This is a genomic window from Acetobacter nitrogenifigens DSM 23921 = NBRC 105050, assembly GCF_000429165.1.
Taxonomy (GTDB): domain Bacteria; phylum Pseudomonadota; class Alphaproteobacteria; order Acetobacterales; family Acetobacteraceae; genus Acetobacter; species Acetobacter nitrogenifigens.
Genome location: NZ_AUBI01000006.1, coordinates 123,547 through 147,068, shown reverse-complemented (window position 1 = coordinate 147,068; position 23,522 = coordinate 123,547). Strand labels below are relative to the sequence as shown.

The window sequence follows — 23,522 nt, the reverse complement described above, 5'->3', positions numbered from 1 at the left end:
CATGGCGATCGAGCAGCGCAAGACATCGACTGACGCTGAGGATGCACCCGGCGACGGCGTACTTTTTTTACGCGAACAGCAGCTCAGGCTCGCGCAGGAATTGTTGATCCTGACGGCGCGCGACATGGGCGAGGCTATAGCCCCGGTGCTTGAAGAACTGAAACTTGGCGGCGCGCAGCATAGAGCCCTGCAGATGCTCGCGCTTCACCCCGGAATGACCGTCGGCTCCCTGCAAGACGCCCTGGCGGTCACGAAACAGAGTCTTGCGCGAACGCTGTCCGAATTACAGGATCGGGGGATGGTGACGGCGTGCGCCGGGAAACAGGATCGTCGCTGCCGCTTTCTGGAGTTGACTGCGACGGGAAAAGCCGCCGAAGCACGGCTATTCGGTGTGCAGCGGGAGCGTCTTGTCGCCGCTTATCGTGACGCAGGCGGCCCAGCCGTTGCGGGATTCCGCCATGTGCTCAGAGGGTTGCTGACGCCTGAGAGCAAGGCGCTTCTGGGAGGTTCGCCCCAGACGAGAGAGCCTATGAAAGGAAGATCTCGCGATGGCAAGTGAGCAGGCTGGAGACAAGAGCGTTCTCGACGAACGGCCTGCGCCCTTTCAGGTGGCGCGCGACGAAAGCGTGTCAGGCGCCCACGTGCTGGTGGTGGACGACGATCCTCGCCTGCGGCGGCTGTTACAGCGTTATCTGGTCGAGCACGGTTTCCGTGTCACCGCCTCGGCGTCGGCGCTTGAGGCGCGGCAGGCGCTGGGATTCATGCTGCCTGACGCCATTGTGCTCGACGTGACCATGCCTGGGGAAACGGGACTCGAATTGACACGCGCACTGCGGACACAGGGACTGGACATCCCGATCCTGCTTCTGACGGCGCGTGGCGAACCAGAGGACCGAATCACTGGCCTTGAAGCCGGGGCTGACGATTATCTTGGCAAGCCGTTCGAACCACGCGAATTGCTGCTGCGCCTGAAAGCGCATCTGCGGCGACTAACGCCCTCGGCGCCAGCGGATAACCTGCGTGTCGTAAGATTGGGCATGGTCGAGTTCGATCCGGCGCGTGGCGTGCTGACGGGCGAAAATGGCCCGGTGCATCTGACCGGCGGCGAGGCGGCGCTTCTCGCAGCGCTCTCGCGCCGCCCTAACGAAGTGCTGTCGCGCGAAGAGATCGCCATAGCCTTGGACATGACGGAAATCGGGGAGCGGGCTGTCGACGTACAGGTGACGAGGCTTCGGCGCAGGATCGAGCCGGACCCGCGAGAGCCACGCTATCTGCACACCATTCGGGGCAAGGGGTATGTTCTAAAGCCGGGCTTTTAGGACGTTTCCGACCACTTTGCCTCCGCTCTTGAAGCAAGCATTCGCATATCGAGGCCGCCATGCCTTCTTTCGATGGACGCCGCCAATCTGCCGGACGTGTATGATAGGGCGAAAATTAATGGGTTCCTCTCATGGCGGTCCAATGATCGAGCTCCTGCCTTCGGCCCAGAGCAAAGGCTGCCCTGACGATTAAACAGCCTCGCCCGACGACATTCGAGGTGCCCGAGCGGCCGCTGGCCCACTGACGACCGGTTCCTATTGGAGGCGACGATTTTCGGCATGTTACGATGGCGCGGCATGTGGAGCGAAGAGCGCGTCGACAGATCGGTGCGCCGTGTGCTGCCCCGTTCGTTTCTCGCCCGTTCACTGCTGATTCTATTGCTTCCGCTACTGGTGACGCAGGGCATCGCTCTCGAACTTTTCTACGGGAACTACCTACGCGTCGTCTCACGTCGTTTTTCGGACAGCGTTGCTTCGGAGATCGCGCTGTCCCTCGATTTGATGGAGCGTTACCACGCACGCGGCGATCGGGCGTGGCTGATCACAACGGCGCGCAATCGCACTCAATTGGCGATGACGTGGCGACCCGGACAACGGCTAACGCGGTTCGGATCGACGCATGTGCTTGGCCCCATGGACGATGACCTCGTTCGCGCCATGCAGGAGATCGTCGCCTATCCGTTTTTCATCGACTGGCTGCGCGACGAGCATACGGTGTTCATCGATATTCAGGTCCCGGACGGCGTGCTCGCCGTGGAGGCGCCGCGAAAACGCCTTGATGTCGGGCAGATCTGGCTGTTCGTGCTGTGGGCGCTTAGCGGATCGATTTTGCTATTCGGCGTCGCGGCACTGTTCATGCGAAATCAGGTGCGGGCGATACGTCGGCTGGCGAAAGCCGCCGAACAGTTCGGCCTTGGGCGCGATCCGGGGCCGATTCGCCCTGAAGGAGCGCAGGAAGTGCGCAAGGCCGCAGTGGCGTTCAACCGTATGCAGGACCGCATTCTTCGCTTCGTGTCACAACGCACCGCCGTGCTGGCCGGAGTGTCGCACGACCTGCGCACCCCACTTACGCGCATGCGACTATCTCTGGCGATGTTGCCGCATGCAGGTTCTCTGGACGCCGCTGAGCTCCGCGAAGATATCGCCGACATGGTCGCCGACGTCGCGGAAATGGAGCGCATGATCGAAAGCTACCTCTCATTTGCGCGTGGAGAGGGCGCGGAGATCCCCGTCACAATGGATCTGGCCACACTACTCGACGATGTAGCCGCGTCGGCGCGGCGGGCCGGCGTCGCGGTGCATGCGGTGGATTGCAGTCCCGGCATTACGCTGCAGGCGCGTCCGGACGCGATGCGCCGGATGCTCGGCAATCTCGCGGAAAATGCGCGCAGACATGGCGCAGGCGTCTGGCTCTCCGGGCGCGGAGAGCGAAACATGGCGGTGATCGAAATCGACGACGACGGCCCCGGCATACCGGCAGACCGTCGAGAGGATGTCTTCCGTGCGTTCAGCAGCGGTGGAGGCGGCGGCGGAACGGGTCTCGGGCTCACCATCGTGCGCGACATCGCGCGAGCGCATGGGGGAGAAATCCGATTGGAGAGCAGCCGGATGGGCGGCCTCAATGTAAAGATTACGCTTCCACGTTGACGCCTGAACGTTCGTGGTCAGGCGCTCAACTGACGCGTTGAATCCCGATTACGGCAAGGTGTTGCCGGAGCCGGCGTGACCAGGACCGTTGTTGCTGCCCATGGGGCCAGTCGACCCGCCGAAGGTGCTGCCCATGCCAGACATTGGGTTGTAGCGTCCGACGTTGCCGAGAATCTGCTGCATGACGTTGATCTTGGTGCCGGGCGTCGGGGTGACGGCGCCAACCATGCCAACCTTCTTGGCGTCCTTCAGATCCAGCGTCCGTAAGGAACGCAAGGTGCCAGCCGGATCGAAATTAAGCACGACGACCTGCTGCTTGGTGATGCGCGGAAAGCTCGCCGGCTCCGGTATGGTCATCATGGATATGTAAATCCATGTATTGTCGTCGAAGGTCGCCTTCGTCGTCGGGGATCCCAACAGATCAATCGCGTCCGCGCGGTTGCTGACGCCTGGCTTGAGTTGGGTATAGTCATCGGCCTCGATGAGCGAGCCGCGCGGCATCGGTGGCGATTGAAAGAACGAGCAGGCCGAAAGCAGGCACGCGGAACCGATCAGAGCCAGCACCGGCACCAGCGCAGCGCGGCCGCCGCGCGGTCGGAGTCCAAACGGAGGAGACAGGGGCGTTTCGCGTGCTGGCATCGAGAGGTCTGCTATCCTTCGCAGGCGCTGCGGTCCGATTAACGCCACGTGCCGGGCGTCGATCGGAAATCGCGGGACTTGATTGTCCGGTGCCTGATAGCATGCTTTCTGTCAATCATGTCGGACGGCGACGCCATCAGGCGCCGGGCGCGTTGGGGGACTGCAGAATATGGCCGATCATGAATCTCTCGAATTCTCCCGCCCGATCCTGGTGCGGTCGTTGCGCAGCAGCCAGTCGGGCGCTCCGCGGGAAGTCTCGATAGAAGCCAATGAAATCGAGAGAAATGCTATGGCCCGGCGCCTCGGGCTGCCTGCGATCGCAAGCTTTTCATGCCGCTACCGATTGAGCGCCGAATCCCGCGGGCGCGTCCTCGCCGAGGCGACGCTCACCACACGCCTGACGCAAATCTGCGTCGTCACGCTGGAGCCGTTCGAGGACGCGCTGGTCGAGCGCTTCGCTGTCAGGTTCGTCCCGGAGACAGACATGCGCGAGGACGATCTCAGCGATGTCGACTCCATCGACGAGACGCCTTACGCCGGCGACAACATCGACATTGGAGAGGCGGCCACGGAGCAGTTGGGCCTCATTCTCGATCCGTACCCGCGTCAGCCAGGCGTCGAAGTTCCAGCGGAATGGCGGGGGGAGGAAGGCGGCGCGGACAAGAGCGGCGAGCAAGAGAGCGGTGGCTCGACGCGTCGTCCCTTCGCGGCGCTGGAGCAGTTGAAGCGGCGTCAAAAATAAATGAGACGCGGGGATCTGCAACCGGACAGACCGTTGGGTTCTTGCGAAACCACCGTCTGTCTGGTAGAGGCCCCCGCTCAATTGATGTTTTTGTCCGGCATCGCGCTATGCGGCTCCGGGCTGATTCCAGTTTGGAGGGGCTCGGACCCATGGCTGTACCTAAAAGAAAAACTTCCCCCTCACGTCGCGGCATGCGTCGCAGCCACGAGGCTCTTCGCGTCGAATCCAGCGCTGAATGCGGAAACTGCGGCGAGCTGAAGCGTCCGCACCACATCTGCAGCCACTGCGGACACTACGACGGCCGTGAAGTCATCGCCGCCGGCAAGGCGCTTAAGGTCGCAGTTCGCGCCTGAAAAACGGCCGCCGGGGAGACTATTGTCGCTTTGACGCGGCGGCTGCCAGCTTGGATCGGATTGGCTGAAACCGTTCATGAGCATGACTGATAGCTCCAACGTGCTGTCCGGGACGCCCGAAGAGCCTTACGCGCTGGCGATCGACGCCATGGGCGGCGACGGCGGCCCTGAGGTCGTTGTCGCGGGACTCGCGGTGGCGGCTGATCGTCATCCGGGCGTACGGATTCTCCTTATCGGCGATGAAGCCCGTCTGAAGGCGATACTGCCGAAGCACCCCAAGGCTGCGGCGATCTGCACGATCCGGCATGCCGCTTCTGCAATTGCGATGGACATGAAGCCCACGGCGGCGTTGCGGGTTCGCGACTCGTCGATGCGGTTCTCCATGGACGCGGTTGCGAACGGCGATGCCCTTGGCGTGGTCTCCGCAGGCAACAGCGGGGCCATGTTGGCGCTCGCCAAGATTGTCATCAAAACCCTTCCGGGTATTTCGCGCCCTGCGATGGCAGCGATCAACCCGACCATGAAGGGTGACGCCGTGATGCTGGACCTCGGGGCCAACGTCACGTGCGACTGGCGCAATCTGGTCGAATTCGCCGTCATGGGCTGCGCCTTCGCCAAAGCCGTCCTTGGCCTTCCTGCGCCCACTATAGGGCTCCTCAACGTCGGGTCCGAAGAACTCAAGGGCGACGAGAAATTGCGGCAGGCGGCGGAAGCGCTGCGCGAAAGCCCTCTGGCCTCGCAGTTTTATGGCTTCGTCGAAGGCCACGACATTACGGCAGGCACGACGGACGTCGTCGTGACCGACGGATTTACCGGCAATGTCGCGCTGAAGACCGGCGAAGGGACAATGAAGCTGGCGTCAGGCCTGTTCAAACAGGTCTTCACCAGCAGCCTGTTGGGACGAATCGGGTATCTTCTGGTTCGCCCCTCTCTGGAGCGCATGCGCGACTGGCTGGATCCCCGGCGCTACAACGGGGCCGTGTTCGTCGGCCTGAACGGCGTGGTGGTCAAATCCCACGGAGGCACGGACGCGGAGGGCTTCGCGTCGGCGTTCGATGTGGCTATGGATATGGTCACGCACGGCTTCAACGAAAGCATCCGCGAAGGCCTGCTGCATATGCCGTCCCTTACGGGCGGAAAGTCCGCAGCCGGGCAGGAGCGTGAGGACGCGGTGCTGTCAACCTGAAGCGGCGTCGAATCTGCGTTCGTAGCGCGGGGCCGTTTTCGTGCTTTGAGAGTAGATAGATATGACGACTCGCTCCGCTATGGTTGGTTTTGGCGGCTACCTGCCTGAACGCGTAGTGACAAATGACGAGCTGTCCGAACGGTTCGACACGTCCGATGAGTGGATTCGCGCGCGAACCGGCATCCGCCAGCGTCATATCGCCAGCGAACAAGATACCGCGGTCAGCATGGCGACTCGGGCGGCCGAAAGGGCGTTGACGTTTGCAGGCATCGCGCCGAAGGATGTTGACGCGGTCATCGTGGCGACGGCCACGCCGGATCAAGCCTTTCCATCCACGGCGGTGCGCGTTTTGCACCAACTCGGCGTCGCACACGGCTTCGGATTCGACGTTTCAGCGGCGTGCTGTGGTTTCATATACGCCCTGTCGTCCGCGGATGCGTTCATCAGATCCGGGCAGGCCCGCACGATTCTGGTCATCGGCAGCGAGGTTTATTCGCGGATTCTCGACTGGTCTGATCGTGGAACCGCTGTACTTTTCGGCGATGGCGCAGGCGCCGTGGTGTTGCGCGCAACCGATGGCGACGGATCGACCGGACTGATCGGGACCCATCTGCACGCCGACGGCTCTACGGGCGATCTGCTTTATGTAGACGGCGCCGTTGGACGCCGCGAGCATCCAGGTCACTTGCGCATGAGCGGGCGGGATGTATTTCGTCACGCTGTGGCCAAGCTGTCCTCGTCGGTTGACGAGGCTCTTGATTCTGCGGGACTGACCTACGCGGACGTTTCCTGGCTGGTGCCGCACCAAGCTAATATCCGCATTATCGAGGCTGTCGCGCGCAAGCTGCAGATGCCGATCGAACGCGTGGTGGTGACGGTCGAACGCCATGCGAATACTTCTGCGGCGTCGATCCCTCTTGCCCTCGATGAAGCCGTGCGAGATGGACGCATCCAACGCGGCGATCTCGTGTTGATGGAAGCACTGGGCGGTGGCCTGACCTGGGGGTCCGCGCTCGCCCGCATATAGAGCGCTGCACACGTTGCGTGTCCCGATTGACGAGGGATCATGGCGTGTTACCCTCGTTCCATGAGCACTGTTACGCGCGCAAGTTTGGTGGAGCAGATTTACACGCAGGTCGGACTGTCGCGAAGCGACTCGACCGCCCTGCTTGAAGCTGTTCTGGAAACGATGGGACAGACGCTGGAGACGGGCGAGACCGTCAAGATCAGCGGCTTTGGAACATTCATGGTGCGCAAAAAGGGGCGTCGCAGCGGGCGCAATCCCAAGACAGGCGTCGAAATTCCAATCCTTCCGCGCTCCGTGATCGTTTTCCGGCCGAGCCAGATACTTCGCGCCAAGGCGAATGGGCAGGAGCTTACAACTGAAACCGATGTGGATCTGGACGAATGACCAGCGAAACGGCTGGATCAGCTGATTTCAGTGAAGACTTGCCGCCGTCTGCGGATCAGGCGTCTGAAGACGGGGACCTGAAAGGGCGAAAAGGACCGCTGGCGTTCAGAACGATCAGCGAGGTCGCCGACGAGCTGAACGTTCCCCAGCATGTGCTGCGCTTCTGGGAGGCGCGCTTTGAACAGGTAAAGCCGCTCAAGCGGGGTGGGGGGCGGCGTTACTATCGCCCGGAGGATGTCGAACTCCTCAAGCGCATTTCTACGCTTCTATACGTTCAGGGATACACCATTCGTGGCGTCCAACGCGTTTTGCGCGGACAGGAGAGCGAACGTCCCGAAGATCAAGATGTAGCCAGCCAATCTGATGCGTCTCACACATCCAACTCCATGGATCACGACACAGTTCTGGACAGGGAACGCTTTGCTGCGCCCGCTGATCTGAGCCCTACCCCGCTCGTTGTCGCCCCGATTCCTCGCGTCAGCGCCGATCGCCTTCGAGAGGAATTGTCGGAGATATTGGTGGAGCTGGAGGCTTTGCGCCACTATCTAGGGTAGGTCGAAATCGCGGAGTCGCAACTACTGTGGCGAACGCGTGGGCTTGCAGCGTTCTCCACGCCCTGCTAACACAGGCTCACCGATATGACGGGCAGTAGCGCAGCCTGGTAGCGCATCAGTCTGGGGGACTGGGGGTCGTGGGTTCGAATCCCGCCTGCCCGATATCGAGAACATCCCCCGCCTCATCAAATATTTGGCTGAAATCTAGCCACCACGCGGCCAATAATCGTCAGGTCACGCGCCTCGCCAGCACGCACCCAGGCCACCTGCTCCACAGGCACATCGAACGACGGATAACGGGCATTATCGCTTGTTACTGTGAAGGTTTCTCGGTCCTTGATCGCCAACCGCTTGACGATGAACATACCGTGGAAATTCATCACATATATAGCCTGGGCCAAGGCGTCGGGAGTGTAATCCACAAGGAGCGCATCGCCTGGATTGATAGACGGCTGCATGCTGTCGCCTTGAACACGGACCAAGAATAAATCCTTTTTCCAGGTCCCGAAAACGCCCGCGAGAAAATGACGGGGCAGTTCGTATTCGTCATATCCTTCCCACTCATCAGGGGTGACGCCCCTTCCCGCGGACGGCTCGGCATGAAAAAATTTCAACACCACGGAGTCTGATTTCTGCATTGCCAGTTCGGGCGGATCATTCGTCATTGCTCCATCGCCCGACGCAAGCCACGACAGTGACACCCCACATGCGCGAGCGAGCGTAACCATCGCATCCGCCTTCATATCGCGGCCGGCCAGATAATTGCTCAACGTACTGAAGGGCACGCCAGAGCGCTCGGCAACCTTTGTATTGCCCCCACCGAACCTGATCGCCACCTTCAGGCGATCAGCGCGCGCTGTGATGGTATCCGATCCGACGGAAAGCTTCGACTCTCTCAACAAACCATCCCCCAAAAAATACGGCCCGAAGTCTCGCATATTTCTCTACGCACGAACAGAAAATACCTAAACGAGATTTTTGTTTTCCATTTGGGTATTTTTTGCTATATAAACGGGCACGTCACCCAGAAGGTGGCCGCACACGCGTTCCATGAGGGATTGTGGTGGAAATTGTCGTTTGATGAATAGTTGGGGACATGTAATACAATATTACCCGCACGGTGGCAGGATATGCATTACGAAGTAATGCAAAATACAAATTCGGATAATATAAATGAGCGTCTCCTGCACTCGCGGCTACACGCGCCCTCGACGACTCGATGCTTCTTCGCGTGACTTGCGTAGAGCAGAAATAAACGGTCGCATTCCCGCGGCTGGAAATACACACGTCATACATCCTTTTGCGGATTAAACTATGGCTCGAAAATTTGATGATTCTGAAAGAGAACGTTGCGCTCTAGCGCTTCCAGGCTGTCATCATGAACGTTTATCCGTTCGACAAACAGCAAAGCGTCTTGGTGTAAGTAGAAGCTATATTCATAGATTATCTGTTGAGCTCGGATTATCTCAAGGCGCCATGAAAAACGTCTCTGAACGCCGCAAAGCACAGGGCTGGGAACCCCTGGCCGCTGGAAACTACATTTCGTGCGGCGCCATCCAGATGAAAAGTTTCGTTTCGACTCGCCGGGACCGCTCTTTGTCCTCATTTTTCATTCGCACGGAGTTACAGTCGTGAGTGCAATTAGTCGCGGAGATATCATAGCTTTTCGAGAAAAGTTTGCAGTCGTCATTTTTGTTCTGTCGAATGGCGAACTTATTTGTGCGCCGCTTGAAATTCAACCCGCATATGATCATCGTGCTTTTATATTTTTGACTCCTGATATGCTACATCTGGAAGAAAATGTTCGTTTCGAAGCGTCGGCTATCTTGTGCGTCCTCGGACGAACCGCACGACACCCAGATATGGCCGTTTGTGCAACGATAGAGTTGAATATTCTGGATCAGATCGAATCTATCGCTGCGATGGAAATTCGTGCGCGGAAGGCCGAAGATTTTGGGCACTCAAGCAGCGCCAGCGCGATCGCCCTGCCCGCAGGCGCCCTGATGAGCTCTTCATCTGTCTGGAATGGACGCCGCACTCCCAATCGTCGCCTAGGCGGCTAAATGCGCAAACAACGCAGACCCATGACGCAGGCCGAATTTGGCCAATTGTGCGACTGCGTCGCGAAAAGCGGAAATACGTCACACTGCATACGCCTCATCGGACGTTCCTTGGACGATCTTTATCACTTTCTCAGACACCATACAGACGAACGCCCGCGCCTCACGCTGGCGCTCTCCGTGTTTCACGATGATTTTTTAGCAATTGTAAGAGATTTGGCCATATCGGGCATACCAGGAATCCGGCGCGGAGAAAAAGGAGCGATCATCTTGGGGGATGATGGAGAACCTGTTATAGACCGCTCTCCCAATCCACAATTGATAGCAGCCGTTCTGAGGGAGAGTTCCGCACGCCTCACACGTTCCGAACAACGTGACCGAGAACGGACCGTCGCCGCCTGTTCAGAAGATGCCGTGAGTTCGATCATACAGGAAATCAGTTTGGATCCACCGCCCGTAATGCTCACAGTTGGCAAGAGTGACGATTAGATGGCCTTGCAGCGGGCGCTGACACGTCCCCAAATGACCATATACAACGCTGGATGGAACAACAGTTCGCGATTTCGGGTCGCTGTCTGCGGACGTCGTTTCGGAAAAACCTACCTCGCTGCCGAGGAGATTCGTCGAGCAGTGCGTCTCGCCATAACTCGTGATGTTCCACCAGAAAACGAGATATGGTATGGCGCTCCCACTTACAAACAGGCCAAGAGAATATTCTGGCCCAGATTGAAGAGACTCATTCCCGCCCACTGGCTGGCCGCAAGCCCCAACGAAAGCGAACTGACTATTCGGTGCAAGCCTCATGGCCACACAATTCGCATCGTTGGCCTCGACAATTACGACTCGCTCCGAGGAACCGGGTTGTTTTTTTTTCTAGGAGATGAATGGGCGGACGTAGCTGCTGCGGTGTGGCCTGAAATACTGCGTCCCATGCTGTCAACAACACAAGGACATGCACTGTTTCTCGGCACTCCAAAAGGATATGGGAATTTTTACGATTTTTATATGAACGGACAACCGGGCGAAGCTAAGCACGCAGGCTGGTGGTCTTGCCTTTATACAACCATGGACGGCGGCAACGTCCCCCCTCATGAAATAAACGGGGCTCGCGACACCCTTGATTCTCGGCAATATCGCCAAGAATACGAAGCTTCATTCGAAAATTACTCTGGACGCTGTCTTTACTCTTTTTCAAGATCAGAGTCTGTGAAAAAATTAGCCTACGATCCGCATTTGACACTGCATATTGGGTTGGACTTCAACATAAATCCCATGTCGGCTACTGTCTGGCAAGAAAACCTGGATGTTGACGGACAAATTATAACACACCAGGTGGACGAGCTGATTCTCTCCACGTCAAACACCTCAGAAATCGGCCATGAAATAAAGCGACGATATGGACGTCATGAAAATGATTTCTCATCTTCATCGCGCGTCGCCTTATCACATATAACGATATATCCGGACCCAGCCGGTCAGGCGCGTCGCACCTCGTCTGGCGGTCATACCGATATATCTATTCTGCGTGATTTCGGGTTCCAAATTTTCGTAATGAATCGTGCGCCACCTGTTAGAGACAGGTTAAATTTTACAAATGCGATGTTTCAAAATTCACTCGGGATTCGGAAGGCGTTCGTATCTTCGTATTGCTCCAAAAGTATAGAATCTTACGAACGGTATTCATATAAAAGTGGATCGAGCGAACCGGAAAAGACAGGAGGATACGACCATCTTGTCGATGCCACCGGGTATTACTTCGTTGCACGATTCGGAAATGATAAATTTTCTACGATCAAAACAAATATTTTGAATCGTTGACTCTCTATAATATTAAAATGCTTCCAATATTACACTTCTAGACATATGCAATTTTTTCCTTTTGAAAGATAAAAGATGGATTGGTCGGAATTAAAAAAAGGAATGATGTTCTCAACCCGATTGTCCGGCCGATCCCGCGAGCTTCTTGCACTCAGCCGTGTTCTGGACGGAACTCTGTACGATCACATTCCTCACCCATTTTTCAAAAGTTGTGGAGCAGACGGATCTTATATTCCTATCAACCGAAGGCGACCATCAGTCCGCACGCATCTATGTAACATTGTTGTCGAGGATTCAACATCCTTACTTTTTAATGCCTCACATTGGCCACTCGTCACCGCCCGCTTCGATGACGGGAGCGACGACCCAGTCCGTGAACAGAAGCTTCATTCGATCATTTTCGACAGCGACATTCCATCTTTGATGGAACAAGCCGCGATCATAGGGTCGGTGGGCTCCGTCGCAATATTGGTGCAGGTAGTAGACAACGAACTCGTTATAGAAATAAAGAGAACATGTTATCTCGAACCAACATTTTCCCTGTCAGAGCCCAATCGGCTGATAATGGTTCGCGAACAATATGTTGTTGATGCAGATTCGCTCAACAGATCGGACATCGGTTACTTCGAGCCAGGAAACTACTGGTTTATCCGCGACTTCACCGAGAAAGAGACAATTTGGTACCAACCCGTGCCCGTCGCAGACGGTTCTCCTAGAGAAGCGAATCTCATCAGGGACCAGGAGCGCTCTACAAGTCACAGCTTGGGTGTAACGCCGATCATATGGATAAAGAATTTACCCGCAATTGACCCCACCGCTCCCGATGGCAAAAGCACCTTCTCCGCCGGGATTGATGCGATGATAGACGCTGATTATCTACTCTCCCAAACGGTTCGTGGATTGCGTTACTCGGCCGACCCTACAATGGTGCTCTCCGGAGATGAATATCAGATGTCAGGCGGCATCTCCGCGTCGCTTCCAAAGGATCCATCTTACGCAATATCCGTACCAGCTGGCGGCGACGCAAAACTTTTGGAGATTAACGGCACCGGAGCCACCGCTTCGCTGAGTATGTGGGAAGCGCTTCGTTCCCTAGCGCTAGAAGCAATGCACGGCAACCGCGCACAAGGCGACCGTGTCAGCGCCGCCCAGTCCGGGCGCGCCATGGAGTTGATGTGTCTGGGATTGACGTGGTTGACTGGTCGCCTTCGACGGTCTTACGGCGATTCCGGATTACTCCCCCTTCTCAGATTAATATGCAAAATTACTGAAAAAATTCCAGACGTGTTAATATCTGGAAAATCTTACGGCTCAATAAGTCCCAAGAATTTATCTTTGATATGGCCTCCATGGTTTGAACCAACTTTTGGAGACATGCAGACTATGGCCCACGCAGTACAAGCCGCCAGGACCGCCAACGCTGTTTCGATGGACACTGCCGTGAAGATGATGAGACCAGCGACCAGAGTCCCACACATTCATGAGGAACGTGAGAAAATCATGAGCGATCTAGCAGAACATGATCAACGCTTAAAAAATATCAAAGCTGCGGTCGAGGATCGCGACACTTCGGAGATATAAATGAGTTCCGACAAACACAGCTCATCCTTAGGCAACGAGACTATCGGTCGCGACCTATCACAGGGAGCGCAGTCAGCGGCCGACAGCGTTGCAAACGCTTTCTCGGGGCAACTTGCTCAAGTGCAGGCCGATCTTGCAGAAGCGCGGGCGCGTTCAGTCGCACTCGAAACCGAACTCACAAATGCTCATGCCGAAGCACAGGCTAATGCGGAGGCTCGTGTAGCGGAAATTTTGCTAATGAAGCGTAACGCTGCAATTCGTGAGGCTGCAATTGGCGTTGGTTTTGTCGACATGGATTGCCTACCGCTTCTCGACACATCGCGAGTTTCCATATCTGAAGACGGGTCAATAATCGGCGTCGACGACGCGTTTTCCGCTCTGAAATCAAATAAGCCGTTTCTATTTTCCTGTAAGGACGGCGAGAATAGAAAGACAGGCGCCGCACGTCCGGCTGTCGCCCCACGAGAGAGAACGCCGGTCTTTTCCTCAGTCCGCGACATGACCGACGCCGAGTATCGTGCGTCCTTGAAGAGAGTTGCGCCATCATACGCTCGGCGCTCGAACTAAATAAGGAATATTTAAATTGGCTATTGATAATTTTCCGGCGCAATTACAGCCCATTATTCAGCAGGGCTACCTAGCACGCGAGTTCACTGCAGGACTCCAGTCGCGAATTGCCTTTCGCGCAATTGCCGACAGAGAGATTTTTCCTAACCGAATTGGCGAAAGCATTACAAAGACACGCAAGGGCCTCAAGGCCCCAGTGACCACGCCAATGAATCCCTCTCAGAACACCAACTTCGATAACGGATTGACGCCATCAAGCTGGTCTGTCGAACAATATACGCTTTCTATTAACCAGTATGGGGACACGATTGACCTCAATGTAGTTAGCGAAGGTGTGGGAATTGCCGATCAATTTCTTGCAAATGCGAATACGAACGGTATCCAGGCTCTCCAATCGCTCGATCGCATTGCTCGCAATACCTTGTTCGGTGGCGGCATCGGAGGCGTAGGTGGATACATTGGGGGCAACACCCGTGTGACCACTGCGCTCAGCGCTGCCGGCGCTGACGTGGCCGTCGACGATATCCGTGGCTTCCTGTCGCTCTTGAATTCCTCGGGACAGGTCGTGTCAGTAGGGCAGTCGTCCGGCATGACCGTAACAGTCGGCAGTAACGCGTATACCTTGATCACTGCCACGGCGGACGCAGTGAATGTCTCTACTGCGCCGCTGGGAAAGTCGGGCACGTTGACTTTTTCCACTTCCGTAGCTGTCAGCGACGCGGTCGCCGGTAGCCCCGTGGTGGCTTCCACGGCGCCGCTGGTGCTTCGCCCGAATAATCGCCTGACGACAGCGCAACTCGTTGCACCCACCGGCAATTATGGGTCCAGCACATATGTCCCCGGCGATACGCTGGGCATTCAGACCGTTCTTGCGGCGGTCGCCGCTCTGCGCATGAACAACGTTCCGACAATCGACGGCGCATATCACTGCTACCTCGACGATCAGCAGATGCTTGGCCTATTCCGAGACGGAGATTTCAAGTACCTATACAGAGGGGCATACGGTAGCGATACCTATCGCGCCGGATCTGTTGTTGAGTTGCTGGGGGTCCGCTTTATCCCGACCACAGAAGCGCCTCTTCAAGCATCTTTGGGAGCTGGGGTAATTCATCGTGCCATTGTCTGCGGGCAGGGAGCGTTGATCGAGGGCGATTACAATGGCGTTGTCGAGATTCCAGACAGCGATCGGGCCTTGATCGAAAACCTTGATGGAATCATGATGATTACCCGAGAGCCCCTCGATCGCCTGAAACAAATTATTGCCCAATCATGGTACTGGATCGGCGGTTTTGCGCTTCCCACCGACGCGACAGTGAATCCTTCAATTATCCCTACTTCTACGAATAGTTACTTGAAACGCGGTGTGGTCATCGAAAGCTTGTGATTTAGATACACCACTTTTGAATTTTAAATACCTGACCGATTTTAAATAAAATATTGTTACAATTCTCGTGATCGAATAAAAAACAGCATGTCAGGGTATAACCTATGAGCGGAACATCCAACTCAAATGCCCTGACCGACATTGAGCGAGTCAATGTTCGTCGATACTGCTGGTATCCGGTCTTCGGAGGCGGCGACGCCGGATTTTCTTCGTGGCGGTTTTTCGATCACTATGGCCAACTTGAATTTCGGCTCACAAACCTAACCATGTCAGAAATTTCAGTCGTCAGAAGTATGCTTTCCACTCTGGTTGCTCTTGAGACGGGACCTTCTGGCGCGGCCAATCAAATAGACACCGACAAAGCTGCTATTTGGACTCGTAACAAAGATGAAGTGAAAGATCGCGTCGACTTATATAATCAGCAGAGGTTGGAGTTGGTCCAATTTCTAGGCGTCCCTCCTGGGCCAGGCAGACCCACATTTTCAGTTCGATTGACCGTTTAATGGATATTTTCCGCCTACAAAACAGGATAGCCCTAGGGTTTCAAAAAGCATCCCAAGCATGCGGCGCTCCAACTTTACAATACAGGTCAATCTCTTCGCAATCCCCCTTAGACAATGACCCGGTCGGCGATTTTTTTTGCATTTTTGACGACACACCAAACTTTGCCTTCAAAACTCCCGCACCATGGGGACACGCGTTCCGGTATGCTGCGCCAGATAACTCCGGCATAATACCAGGCGATTATCTGGTCACAAATTCGACGCCAACCGCGCAAAATTATTTGCAAGATACTTACTTTGTTTGCCGCTGCGAATCAGCACGTGCAATCCTTGTCACGCTGACGAATGCGACGATATCGCTATGGTGTTGCGACTCGCCCACAAACGAAAAGACAGTTGGACTCACAGTTCCTCAAGGCCCCGTATTCCGCGCTGATACTATGATAGCCGAAAATTGGCCAGTTTCCCTCTTAGCAAAACACTCAGGAAAACCACCTGCCGCCAGGTTACCCACCGACCTCCCGGCTCAGGCATACTCACTTTTAATGCCAAACATTCCGACAATAGAGGTAAAAAGTGGATTGCGCGTTCGCGATAACTTCGGTTTAAGTTACCACATTTCCGGAGTAGAATACTCTCCTTACGGCCTGCGTGCAGATCTTGAAATCGACCAATTATGACAATCACTACCCCTGATATCGAACAGTCTCTGGCTGCAAAAATTGCCTCATTCATATATCCAAACGAGTCGTCCGGCGGAAGCATCTTCGGTTTTGACGTCAAAATCGCTCGCGGATGGCCGCCGGCGGTAGAGTTGAACGTAGATTTGACGGCCAAATCTGCAATTGCGTGGATCACGGTCAATCAGAAATCCGGGATGGCTCGTGACAAAACGCGGTATGGCCAAAGTTGGACCCCCTGCCGTGTGCAAAGTGATATCGGGATTACAGCAAAAACATCAAGCGGAGTATTGCAGTTCAATGGTATCGCCTCTGCAAGCGGAGTGGCGGGCGCAGTCATAGACGACGTGGCTTATCCCGTGCATGTATCGATCGGCGATACCGCAACCCTCATCGCTCAGAAAATTGGCGCACAAATCCAGGCGGTCGGTCACTCGACCATTACAACCACAGGCGCCTCCCTATTGAACTCTTCTGCGCGGACATTTTATGCAAAAACCGCCAGCAATATTTCTATAGAGCGGGAGCTGTGTCGCGTCGAAGACGGATTTTGCGTCTCCTTATTCGCACCTTCAATTGCCTACCGTGACACGCTAGAGAGCAGTGTGATGACCGCCCTGTTAACCGGGGGCGACCTACTGCCTGACGTCGATTGCGGGCCCTTGAAATTTATCAAACGTGATGCAATTGACGCCAGTTTAAATCAAGGTCTATACCGCCTTGATTTGATATGGACGTTTGAATACGGCTGGACTGAGACGCAGTCCGTAGCGCCCACTCTATGGCCTGTCGGCGTAGTTAACGACGCATGGGCCTTTGGGGTTTTGGGCACATACACTCCGCCCAAAGCTTCCCCTATCGGCGCCATTCGCTTTGACGCGTGGTACGATATGGCAAACACGATTGATCAACAATGTGCGGCAGCGCTATCCGACGAACAATGGGAATATCGCTGGCCTGCAAACGCGTCCGTAACGACAGATGGCTCTGTTATGTGGCCGACCTCGACCCAGGACTCTATCGATCAGGAAATCATGGCTGCACTATCAGCCGGGCTGTCGTTTTGGGCGTTTGACTCTTATTCGCCATCGAATACATTGAGTTCAGCTCTCTCTCTGTATCTTTCCAGCGAAAAAAGAGGAAATTTGCAGTTTTGCATGCTTGGTCAGTCCTCTAACTGGAGCGACCCAAGTGGGGTCGATGGATATAGCGCAACACTGCACCGTGATATCGATCTGATGTCGGACGATTTTTACTTTACTGTGCTTGACGGAAGACCGCTGTATTTGATGCTGGACGCAAACAGCGCTCAACTTAGCGGGCTACCCTCTGGATTAAACGGGGCTGTATCTTACATTCGAAGCAGAGTTAGCCAGGGCACAGGGAAAGACCCTTACATAGTATACCTCTCTGGGGCTGCGTTTCAAGATTATGACAACACAACCGCCGCAAATTCAGTCGGCGCCGATGCGTCCGGCGCATATTGTACGCCGCGACTTAACGGCGCGACGCAACCGTATTCGTCGCTAGCCGCGGCCGCAGAGGCAGATTGGAGCGCGCGAGCGGCGTCCGGATTTCCAATGATGCCCACCGCTATGGCCGGTTGGGATCAACGCCCGCTCATAAAAAATCCGCAAGCATTCTATCCTCTCGATCCGAGTCTTAGTCTTGAAGATTACTATGAAACGGCGACCGCCGACGCACTCGCCGCTCATGTTGCGAACATGGCGGATTTCATTCAATCAACTTCATCCGCTACATGCGGCGCGGGACTTCTCTATGCATGGAATGAATTCGCCGAAGGCGGTTGGATTGCACCAACATATTTAGCATCGGGATCGAATGACGAACGTGTTTCCGCCTTAGGGTCAGCTATACAAAAATTAGAACAGGAAACACTTTATCCATTGCTACCTATCATCACATAACGCGTGAATTAAATCTACATATCGTAACGATATAGAAAGGATAAGGAAGGAATGAATAACTTCCTCGTAGTGACAACGCCATTTTCATCCTACAAAAAGGGTCAATTAATTTCATCTCCAAATGCAATTGAAGATATCCTCTCATCGAGTCAAGCAGGTTACGTTCGGCAAATCACCATCACTGTCCCACAGACCGACTCTATTCCCGAAGAAAAGGCGTCGATTTAATGGCGACCATATCTCAAAGCGGTGAACTAAACACCGCTTCGTTGTCCGTACCCGACCTCTACGTTCAGATTCAAACGGCTGGAGCTACCTCTCTGGCCGGCGTCGGCACCAACACTATAGGCGTCGTTGGAACAGCCTCCTGGGGCCCAGTCAACGCTCCCTGCACCTTCGGGACCTCTCAGGAGCGTTTCGTCCTGTTCGGTCCTATGCAGCAGACATCCTATGACCTAGCTACCCCCGTCTCAGTTGCTATCGTTCAGGGCGCCAGCAGCTTTGTAGGCGTGCGTGTTACAGACGGCACAGATGTCGCAGCAACATACGCTTTGCAATACGACATCACGTCGTCAAGTTATCCCATGATGCTGTCGGCCGCTTACACCGGTTCAGCAGGCAACACTATCAGCGTGGCGTTAACTGCCGGCTCAGCACCCGGCACCTGGAAGCTGGTTGTCCAAATGCCCAACGCCGTTCCTGAATCATTCGATAATCTCTCGACAGAAGGGGGCAACGCCAGTTTTTGGGCTGCGGTCGTGGCTGCGATCAACAGCGGCCAGTCAGCCACACGAGGTCCCAGCACCCTTGTCGTCGCCTCACTGGGAACCGGGACAAGCGTGTCCCCGACGGTCATTACGGACCAATATCTCATGAACGGCTCTGATGGAACCTCCGGCGTAACCGCCGCAACGTTGATTGGTTCTGACGACCTCAAACGCACAGGAATGTACGCGCTCCGGGGACAAAAATGCAGCCTCGGCGTCCTTGCCGGCGTCACAGACGCCACAACATGGTCAACACAAGCCTCATTCGGCGTTCAGGAGGGGGTATATATGATAACCTCCGGCCCATCTGGCGACACAATAAACAATGCCGTGTCTACACGGACCTCCGCCGGAGTCGATTCTTATGCGCTAAAAGTTATGTTTGGCGACTGGCTGTACTGGTATGACACCGAAAACGCAGTTACTCGCCTAGTTCCGGCTCAGGGCTTCGTCGCAGGATGTCTATCTTGCCTCTCACCGCAACTTCCGAGCCTCAACAAACAAATTTACGGCGTAATAGGCAGTCAGAAATCTGGACTCACAAGCACGGGACAAGTAACAACCTACTCATCTGCCGAATTGACCTCTTTGTTCCAGAACGGGCTGGACGTTGTCTGCAATCCCGCGCCTGGTGGCAGTTACTGGTGTGTACGGGGTGGCTTCAATGTGTCGAGCAACGCAGAGATTGACGGAGATGAATATACACGTGTGACAAATTTCATCGCTGGCACGGTGGCATCTGGAATGGGTGTTTATGTCGGACAACCAATTTCTTCGACCTTATTTTCAAACATTGATGCAACGCTTACGGGTTTTCTTTCCGACCTTCAAAGTCAAGGCATTATTGGAACCGCGTCTGGCAATGCTGCGTACTCTGTAACCTGTTCGACAAAAAATAACCCGCAATCAAGAATCGCTCTTGGCTATCTTCAAGCTGACGTCAGCGTAACATATTTCGGTGTCAATAGAAAATTTATTCTCAATATAAATGGAGGCGCTGACGTTACTGTCACCGCGAATACATGAGCACTCCCTACACAATCGGCCGTCAAGGATCGATCGTTCTAATTTGGAACGGTGAACGTATCGACCTGCAAGATGTTGTAAATTTTTCTGTGCAACAAGAAAGTCGTCGACAACGAACAAACCCCCTTAACAAGCCGCCAGTCGAATTCAGCACACCAGCCGGGTGGCGCGGTTCATTTACGGTCGATCGCGGAAATTCGGCTCTTGATAAATTATTCGATGCGGATGAACTCGCTTACTGGAACGCCAATTCGATTTCTTCTGGCGTTCTTTACTGCTACATTCAGGAATCAGATGGAACAACATCAAAATATGAATATAGTGGAATAGCGTTAACATTTACTAACGCTGGTTCGTTTCAGGCGGAAAATATAGTTACGCAAACAGTAACATTTTTCGCAAGCCAACGTCGCGAGATTTAACCGTGCCCTTCACTCATAAAGAAGTTGTTATACTCACAACCACTAAAGGAACAAAGCTGGAGTATAGGGAGTTAAACCCGGGAGAAATCCTGGATCTTTTGCTCGCATGCGGTGACGGGGCACAAAATCAGGCGTATATAAGCGTAGCCCAAACATGGTGCTCAATACGCGCAATCGATGGAATTCCCGTACCGTTTCCTCGCAATCATGCCACGATCCGAGATCTTGCTAATCAGATCGGAAGCGAGGGACTCGACGCGTTGCACAATCACATTGACTCTCTCGGCTCAACCTGCGATTCGAAAATAAAAGATGAAATAAAAAACTGACAAACTCTCCGTCCTTGTCCACGCTCATGGGTCTGTTGCGTGCTAATGTTCCCTATGACGTGATCTGCACTTGGGACCCACGATTGCGCGCCGCCGCGTTAGTGGTTGCAGGTCAACTGGACGGAGGGGTTTATAATTGGGAGAGCGGCACATGGGCAGACGGCGCAGGCACTTAGCGCATTTTCTTGTGTCATATAAATTTATTGATAAATATATGAAATAATATTTCATTCATGGAAAAATTATCTTACCCCGACAATAATTCAATTTGTACTAATATTACAGGTCGCGAGGTCTAAACTGTGTCTTCAATTAAATTTTCTAGACCTCGCGACCTCAACAGAAATTTTAAAAATAATTTAGCTTTTTTTCATAATGACTCTTCAACTATATTGCAAAAAATCATACAAAAACAATCTAACAGTAAATTTAATATCTTACATAGTGCAAAATTACGGGAAATTTTCATTTACCCTAAAGTGAAAACAGTAGCAAGATATCAAAAACAGGCACGCGACGCAAATATCGCCCGCCAATCATTACAAAAATCAAAAATATCTATAAATCAAATTACAAAGCCATTTCCATTTTCTTTAAATTTCGAAAAAAAACATATAAAAAAAACTAAATTCCAAAAGGCTACATTTCAGGAAATTCTCCATAAACAGCATTCACAAAATCCTCGATATCTCGGAAAATTCGAAAATTATAAAGCCGCCCCTGTCGTGCATTTGTCACCTCTCCACGCCCAATACTCAAGACAACATGGCTCGCATTCAAAAAATTCTTCACATTCTAAGAAATATTACCCCCCCCCTACACAATTCAATTTTTATCAAAAAAAATATACCGACGCTGAGTAAGTTACGCGCAAACATTCTCTACACGACAAGTAATTTTGCACAGGGTGCGCGTCCACAGGAAAACGCTACCCTAAAGAAAGCTCCGTTTTTTCTGAAAAAAAACCACTTACAATTTCAACATAAAAATTTTTTCGAAAACAAAAAATCGAATTCTATAAAAATATTTAAACACTCAATTCCACACAAAAAATCAAACATTAACTACGTGACTCCAAAAAAATTTTTATATCTCTCTTCTTTAACACGATCTTTCGCAGACTATGTTATTCAAAAAAGAAATGTTCAACTTCCCATTCATCTCTTTGACAAACATCTCACCGTGATACCCAGGGTAATTAAACGAATCCGAGCATCTCGTGCGACATATAAAAAATCTACCACCACAAAACAGAAGAACTCATCGATTTTTTCATCTATTTTCAGAAATAAATTACGTACGACACGAGATCATTTCGCTCCGATTCCGTACCAACCCCTTGCTTACAGCACATCTCAGTTACGGGCAACAGATGACCTAAAGACGATCAATCCTAAAATTTCCCACGAATTTCTTAGAAATAGTTATAATTTTCCACAAATCATGCACATGGAACATTCGAATTTTCAAAACCAAAAATTTTCAACAGTCTACCAGCCGAGTATAAGCGAATTTGCTGACGCAGTGACCTCTCATCTGATTAATGGACTATCTGCCGCGCCAACAAACTCCACCCTGTCATGGCCACAAGCGGTACCTAGTTATCCAGGATGGCACGCATGACGAATCTCCTGAGGACGGCCTCGGCTGTCGCATCCCTATCAAGTGCACGTGCGTTTACCCTCGGTTCCTTCGCCTTTCTTGACACTGAGGTTCCCTCTTTTTTACCTTGGGGAGGAATTCAGAACGCCTCAGTCTCGTGGAGTTCCGGCGGAACCAAGACTATATCGCTAGAAGGATATTTCGACGCACCCTTGGAGTGGAGTGGCATTTTCCGTGGGTATAATGCAGTAGCACGCGCCCAAGCCCTTGAAACCATGGCGCGGTCGGGTAACGTGCTTTCATTTGCTGGCGCCGCGTTGTCTAGGCAAGTGATAATCACGTCGTTTCAAGCTATATACACAGAAAATGGAAACATTGTTCCATACAACATACGATGTGAGGTCTTACGCTCAGTTCCAAACCCGCTTAACGGCACAAAATCGGCGCTGGCCAACCTTATCGGCTCCGACGGCGCGACTGCAGTATCGACGCTCTCTGCCGCAATGAGTTCCCTCACTTCATATGCCGCAGCGGTAACGTCAGCAATAGGCGTCTATGCCGGTCAAATAACCCCTCTAGCGAGTCTCTTTGGAACGGGGAATTCGATGGCGACGCTGTATAGTCAGTTAACCGGCGTAGCAACGGTTGCGGGAGGCCTTTCGTCCACGAGTTCTACGTCGTCTATCAACAACGTCGGAGAACAATTGAGTTCTCTCAGTTCATCTTTGTATTCCATGATGGGTCTATCAGGGCAGGAACTTTCTTCTATCGCAGAAAACTCAGGACCCGATGTCGTCGGCGGCATGAGCGCCCTATCGGCTGCCGTAGGACATTCCGGCATCATAGCATCCGTCGCCTCTACCAACGCCTACGTCAGTCGCGCAACCGCAAATGTAAACATTGCAACTGGCGCATCAAATTTGACGACTACACCCTGACTATGGCGAACATCCGAACTATTGGCCCTTCTGATATATCTTTGTGGCATGTCGCTGCTCGCCTAC

23 protein-coding genes and 1 tRNA gene are annotated in these 23,522 nt (G+C 53.7%); 22 read left to right on the top strand and 2 right to left on the bottom strand.

The window, feature by feature from the left end:
- The first annotated feature begins 1 nt into the window (after position 1).
- The 3 genes from G442_RS0110460 to G442_RS0110450 all read left to right on the top strand — a co-directional run bounded on the left by G442_RS0110460 (position 2) and on the right by G442_RS0110450 (position 2,966).
- Complete coding sequence (locus tag G442_RS0110460; RefSeq protein WP_026397956.1) at positions 2-559, top strand: MarR family winged helix-turn-helix transcriptional regulator; 558 nt, start codon at positions 2-4, stop codon at positions 557-559.
- Complete coding sequence (locus tag G442_RS0110455) at positions 549-1,319, top strand: response regulator (protein ID WP_084440513.1); 771 nt, start codon at positions 549-551, stop codon at positions 1,317-1,319. Before G442_RS0110460 ends, G442_RS0110455 begins: the two co-directional genes overlap by 11 nt.
- Positions 1,320-1,598: 279 nt before the next feature.
- On the top strand, positions 1,599-2,966 hold the full coding sequence (locus G442_RS0110450; RefSeq protein ID WP_026397954.1) for an ATP-binding protein: 1,368 nt from the start codon (positions 1,599-1,601) through the stop codon (positions 2,964-2,966).
- A gap of 48 nt (positions 2,967-3,014) precedes the next feature.
- Here the strand turns inward: G442_RS0110450 and G442_RS0110445 are convergent, their stop codons facing one another.
- Positions 3,015-3,605: an outer membrane protein assembly factor BamE gene (locus tag G442_RS0110445; protein WP_084440512.1), complete on the bottom strand. Its 591-nt coding sequence runs from the start codon at positions 3,603-3,605 to the stop codon at positions 3,015-3,017.
- A gap of 169 nt (positions 3,606-3,774) precedes the next feature.
- On the opposite strand from G442_RS0110445, the gene G442_RS0110440 reads away from it, so the two are divergent.
- The 7 genes from G442_RS0110440 to G442_RS0110410 all read left to right on the top strand — a co-directional run bounded on the left by G442_RS0110440 (position 3,775) and on the right by G442_RS0110410 (position 8,013).
- The gene (locus tag G442_RS0110440) at positions 3,775-4,347 is read left to right on the top strand and encodes a DUF177 domain-containing protein (protein ID WP_035376468.1); all 573 of its coding nucleotides are present in this window, start codon (positions 3,775-3,777) and stop codon (positions 4,345-4,347) included.
- Between the two features lie 149 nt (positions 4,348-4,496).
- Positions 4,497-4,700, top strand: a complete 204-nt coding sequence (gene rpmF / locus G442_RS24405) for a 50S ribosomal protein L32 (protein WP_084440511.1) — start codon at positions 4,497-4,499, stop codon at positions 4,698-4,700.
- 76 nt (positions 4,701-4,776) lie between these two features.
- On the top strand, positions 4,777-5,886 hold the full coding sequence (gene plsX / locus G442_RS0110430) for a phosphate acyltransferase PlsX (RefSeq protein WP_026397951.1): 1,110 nt from the start codon (positions 4,777-4,779) through the stop codon (positions 5,884-5,886).
- Between the two features lie 61 nt (positions 5,887-5,947).
- Positions 5,948-6,913, top strand: a complete 966-nt coding sequence (locus G442_RS0110425) for a beta-ketoacyl-ACP synthase III (RefSeq protein WP_026397950.1) — start codon at positions 5,948-5,950, stop codon at positions 6,911-6,913.
- A gap of 60 nt (positions 6,914-6,973) precedes the next feature.
- Positions 6,974-7,297 (top strand): integration host factor subunit alpha, encoded by a 324-nt coding sequence (locus G442_RS0110420; protein WP_026397949.1) that lies wholly within the window; start codon positions 6,974-6,976, stop codon positions 7,295-7,297.
- Positions 7,294-7,851 carry a MerR family transcriptional regulator gene (locus tag G442_RS0110415; protein WP_084440510.1) on the top strand — a complete coding sequence of 186 codons (558 nt, stop codon included), beginning with the start codon at positions 7,294-7,296 and terminating at the stop codon, positions 7,849-7,851. Before G442_RS0110420 ends, G442_RS0110415 begins: the two co-directional genes overlap by 4 nt.
- A gap of 88 nt (positions 7,852-7,939) precedes the next feature.
- Positions 7,940-8,013: transfer RNA gene (locus tag G442_RS0110410), tRNA-Pro, on the top strand.
- Between the two features lie 23 nt (positions 8,014-8,036).
- Here G442_RS0110410 and G442_RS21835 read toward each other — a convergent pair.
- Complete coding sequence (locus G442_RS21835; RefSeq protein WP_211229136.1) at positions 8,037-8,750, bottom strand: S24 family peptidase; 714 nt, start codon at positions 8,748-8,750, stop codon at positions 8,037-8,039.
- Positions 8,751-9,482: 732 nt separating this feature from the next.
- Between G442_RS21835 and G442_RS0110400 the strand changes: the two genes are divergently transcribed.
- The 12 genes from G442_RS0110400 to G442_RS25055 all read left to right on the top strand — a co-directional run bounded on the left by G442_RS0110400 (position 9,483) and on the right by G442_RS25055 (position 23,456).
- Positions 9,483-9,914: a hypothetical protein gene (locus tag G442_RS0110400; protein WP_146882253.1), complete on the top strand. Its 432-nt coding sequence runs from the start codon at positions 9,483-9,485 to the stop codon at positions 9,912-9,914.
- A 108-nt stretch (positions 9,915-10,022) separates the two neighbouring features.
- Positions 10,023-10,400, top strand: a complete 378-nt coding sequence (locus G442_RS25075) for a hypothetical protein (RefSeq protein ID WP_146882255.1) — start codon at positions 10,023-10,025, stop codon at positions 10,398-10,400.
- Positions 10,401-11,729, top strand: a complete 1,329-nt coding sequence (locus tag G442_RS0110395; RefSeq protein WP_026397946.1) for a hypothetical protein — start codon at positions 10,401-10,403, stop codon at positions 11,727-11,729.
- A gap of 75 nt (positions 11,730-11,804) precedes the next feature.
- A complete protein-coding gene (locus G442_RS21830) occupies positions 11,805-13,310 on the top strand; it encodes a phage portal protein (RefSeq protein WP_246789409.1) in 1,506 nt (501 codons plus the stop codon).
- Positions 13,311-13,877 carry a phage scaffolding protein gene (locus G442_RS26555; protein WP_026397945.1) on the top strand — a complete coding sequence of 189 codons (567 nt, stop codon included), beginning with the start codon at positions 13,311-13,313 and terminating at the stop codon, positions 13,875-13,877.
- Between the two features lie 16 nt (positions 13,878-13,893).
- Positions 13,894-15,261 (top strand): hypothetical protein, encoded by a 1,368-nt coding sequence (locus tag G442_RS0110380; RefSeq protein ID WP_026397944.1) that lies wholly within the window; start codon positions 13,894-13,896, stop codon positions 15,259-15,261.
- A gap of 502 nt (positions 15,262-15,763) precedes the next feature.
- A complete protein-coding gene (locus G442_RS25070; RefSeq protein WP_146882257.1) occupies positions 15,764-16,444 on the top strand; it encodes a hypothetical protein in 681 nt (226 codons plus the stop codon).
- On the top strand, positions 16,441-18,372 hold the full coding sequence (locus G442_RS0110370; protein ID WP_026397943.1) for a glycoside hydrolase family 71/99 protein: 1,932 nt from the start codon (positions 16,441-16,443) through the stop codon (positions 18,370-18,372). Before G442_RS25070 ends, G442_RS0110370 begins: the two co-directional genes overlap by 4 nt.
- A gap of 227 nt (positions 18,373-18,599) precedes the next feature.
- Positions 18,600-20,165: a phage tail sheath protein gene (locus G442_RS0110365; RefSeq protein ID WP_026397942.1), complete on the top strand. Its 1,566-nt coding sequence runs from the start codon at positions 18,600-18,602 to the stop codon at positions 20,163-20,165.
- Complete coding sequence (locus G442_RS25065) at positions 20,162-20,587, top strand: hypothetical protein (protein ID WP_146882259.1); 426 nt, start codon at positions 20,162-20,164, stop codon at positions 20,585-20,587. Before G442_RS0110365 ends, G442_RS25065 begins: the two co-directional genes overlap by 4 nt.
- A 1,094-nt stretch (positions 20,588-21,681) precedes the next feature.
- Positions 21,682-22,539, top strand: coding sequence for a hypothetical protein (locus G442_RS25060; protein WP_146882261.1), 858 nt, complete (start codon positions 21,682-21,684; stop codon positions 22,537-22,539).
- Positions 22,536-23,456 (top strand): hypothetical protein, encoded by a 921-nt coding sequence (locus G442_RS25055; RefSeq protein ID WP_146882264.1) that lies wholly within the window; start codon positions 22,536-22,538, stop codon positions 23,454-23,456. The genes G442_RS25060 and G442_RS25055 overlap by 4 nt, the downstream gene beginning before the upstream one ends.
- Positions 23,457-23,522 lie beyond the last annotated feature (66 nt).